This is a genomic window from Kurthia gibsonii (assembly GCF_006539985.1).
GTDB lineage: Bacteria > Bacillota > Bacilli > Bacillales_A > Planococcaceae > Kurthia > Kurthia gibsonii.
On record NZ_BJOB01000086.1, the window covers coordinates 1 to 3,889 of the forward strand.

General features: G+C 34.6%; 1 protein-coding gene. It reads right to left on the reverse strand.

The window, feature by feature from the left end:
- The coding region (locus tag KGI01_RS13450; RefSeq protein ID WP_141275103.1) for a DNRLRE domain-containing protein at positions 1 to 3,889 on the reverse strand (3,889 nt) is incomplete at both ends.

A 3,889-nucleotide genomic window follows, 5' to 3' on the forward strand; every position in this document is an offset into this window, starting at 1 on the left:
ATTTTCTTTATATGTTGTCGCTTCTTTTACTTTAAAATCTTCTCCATACGCAGTTGTCACTGCGTTGTTGCGTTCTTTCTCATCGTAACCATAATCTTGCTTGAATAAGCCCAGTGTATAGTTCGCAAGTAAATTAGTTTCAGCTGTATAACCATACGTTTTGAGTGTTTTCGTATCACGTAAAATAGACGTTGTATTGCCATTTTCATCATACGTATAATCAATCGCTTCATCGCCATTCTGTACCTGTGCTAATTGGCCATCACTATTATATGTGTACCTTGTTTTAACACCTGAAGGTAATTCAGACTGACTCATTTCACCATTTTTATCATACTCATATGAGAACTTCATATTCGGCATGGTGACGGTTGTTACTTGGTCGTTATCGTTATACGTGTATGTTTTTTGACGGTTTAATGCATCCGTTAATGTTGTTAAGTTATTGTTATTATCATATTGATACGCTGTTTTATGTCCATTTCCATCTGTTACAGAAAGGATTGTTGAAGGATACATTGGATCATACGTATAGGATTTCGTATGTCCATCTGCATCTGTTTCTTTCACCTTTTGTCCATAAATAGAATATACTACAGAAGTCGTATTCCCTTTTTTATCTGTCGAAGTTACTTGACGTTGCTCATCATCATAATCGACTTGTTCAAATGTCCCATTGGCATACGTTGTTTTTGTGACACGCCCATAGGTATCATAAACATACGTTGTTTCTTCGTCTTTTACTTTTGAACGAATAAGTGAAGGTCCATCATATGTGTAAGTCGTTTCTTCACCATTCACATCTTTTGCTGATGTTAATTGATTTCGATTATTGTACGTATTGGTTACTGTTCCTTCTTTTGTGGTTGATGTCAGAAGATTTCCTTGCGGATCATACGTATTTTTTTCTGTTGAAGCATCTGGGTTGATGGTTTCTAACAAGTTGTACTGTTCATCATACGTGTAGAATGACGTTGTTTTTTGCTCATCATCTCCAGGCGCATTTTCTTCCACAACTGCATACGTATTGTTCTTTTCATCACGTTTATAAACAGTTTCATTATCACTAGAATCAATAGATTTATACTCATTGTTTTTTGCATCAAATTGATACGTATTCGTCACAGATAATTCTGCATCTCTAGCTTGTTTATCAAAAATAATTAATTCATTTGTATTGTATTTAAACGTTGTTTCATTTTTTTGACCATCTACATACTTCGTTAGCTGTCCATTGGCATCATACATAAAGTTTTCAACTATTGTGCGTGTTGACTTATCACTACCGATGATTGTTTGTGTCAATTGATCATTTGTATAACTATATTTTGTCCAATGATTGCCATACTGAACTTGACTAATATGATCATCTACATATGAAATTTTGATGTTCTCTTGATTACTTGTTCCTTTTGTTTCCGCTACTTCCGTGACTTGCCCTTTTTCATTTCTTTTAAAGCTAATTTCATTGCCGTATTCGTCTGTATAAGAAGCAATTGCATACGTACCTGTTTTCGAACTTTCTTGGTAGGTTTGAACAAAACCATTTTTATCTGTCATGGTATATGTTGAACCGCTTTTTTCTAATTTTTCAAATAAACCTTTTGGTGAAATGAACGTATCTCCTGATTTCTCAAATAGGTGGACCGTTCCATCTTTATCTGTATAATAAACATTCTTTTCACCAGCTTCTGTCAAGGTTTCATTCCCTACGAATGTCCATCCTTTTCCTAAAACAGAAGATGTAGTTGAGCGAGAATTATACGTACGAGTAAAGGCATATCCTAAGTCACTTCGAGTATAAAGCGACTCATCTGTAAATTGTAAAACCATATTTCCAGCTGTTACGTTTACTGCTGCTGTTGCATTACCAAATGTACTTTCATCATATGTGAAATAATCTTCTAAACCGAGTAAATCCTCATATAGTGCAGGTTTTACTACTGCGCTATTCGATGCTTCACTTAATCCACGTTGACCTGTCAGTTTATCTTCCTCTGTTTCAGGTGCAGTCGCATCATCTTCAAAAAATGCTTTTACGGTTACTGTATATTTTTTAGTGAGTTCATATACAGGCTTCGAAGTAAATGTAGTAACATTTTTTACTTTTATTTTTTCCGCTGTTTTACCATCGTCCAATTGAATTTCATAGTATCTTGCACCTTTTGAAGCTGTCCAATCAACGGTTAAACTTGTTTTATTTTTCACAAGATTATCATTATTTGCTTTTACTTTTACATCTTTTGGTGCATATAGTTTCATATACGCGTAACTTACATCCGAAGAAGGTGAATCCCCTGCAGCCGACATCGCAATAATACGAACACTGTATCTAGTTGAACTACTACCATATGTGTTACTAGGATCTATCGGTAACTCTGCACCTTTACCAATACTAGACTCATTATCTAATATAATGTCTTGTAAATCCGTCTTACCCGCTTGTATTTGTGCATCTGTTGGCCATATTTTCTTACCTTTTGTACTAATAGAAAAAGTGTCTTTTCCTACTGTATAATTTTTATAAGTTGTTCCATTCCAAATGCGTACTTTATATCCTGTTGCATTAGCCACTTTCTTCCATTTAATATCTAACCAACCGCGTCCACTATTGATTTTATCAGTTTCTGGATAAGTTCCTATTGAAATGGTAGGTGCATCTGGCTCACCTGCTGGTAACGATAGTGCTTTATAAATAATTTCTGAACTAGGACCGTCTCCCGTTGGATAGACAGGGACTACTCTGAATTTGTAATTTTTAGTTGTTGTTGTACTTCCCAAGTTAGCCGAGTAAAATTCAGATGGATCTACAAGTAATTCAGTTCCTTTACCATCTAAACTATAACGAGATGCTGATGTATAAGGCTTTTTAGGGAACATTTTTTTCCCTTTTGATGTCCACGTTAAATTATTTCCTGTATAAACTGTTTCATAACGATAACCATCAAACATCTGCAATTTATAACTTGATGCTCCGTAGACAGATTTCCATTTCACATTAATAAAACCTGTTTTAGCCACAATATCATCTACAGTTGTTGTCATTGTAGGTGTAGGCATTTTCTCGTAGTGATACTTTACAACAATCTTTGCTTTTTTTGTACTTTCAGCAGCAGTGATTTTTTTCCAATATGTTTTCCCGTTACCATTTGTGTGGAACTTAAAACCATAATTTGGTCTTTCTCCTGAAACCCATGCTTGAACCGTATTTGTAACATCAAAATGTGCCCATTCGTCACGCCCAACAGATGTTGAACCGATTTTTGTAGAAGATGGTTTATTGTTCCAAGTCAGTTCGTTTGCTCCCCAAGAACCTTTTACTTCGTCTACCCATAATCCATTCTTAGTCCCCGCATAATAAGCGTGTGTCACATAAGCTTGTAAATCAGCACTATCAATTGTAGCACCTTTTAAATCACCTACTACACTAAACTTAATAAAAGGATAGTTAGTTCCAGATGTACTGTCATAATAACCAGTTTGTAAAATATATTCTCCTTGTACAGGATCCCATTGTTTATTAAAATTAGCTGTTGGATATTTACTAGATACATATGTATCACCAAGTGCTTCTATTGTTGTAACAGATGGATCAATATAAATCGGATATACACGCTTTTCTGATTTTAGCCATTCTTCATCTACATCTAAAGTCAAACTATAGCTATTTTTTTCATTTTTCTTTAAAATATAACGCGCTTGATCTGAATAAACCCCTTCACCTTTCGCTTCATTGATGTTTGAATCCATCATCATCGGCTTTGGTAATGTAAATACTGGTTTCGATTTCTCTTCGTCAGTTAGAAACTGAATCGATCCATCTTTTTGTAAAGTTGGTATTAAATCTGTCTTTAAATTATAGTTAAATTGATGAACCCCTGTATATTTT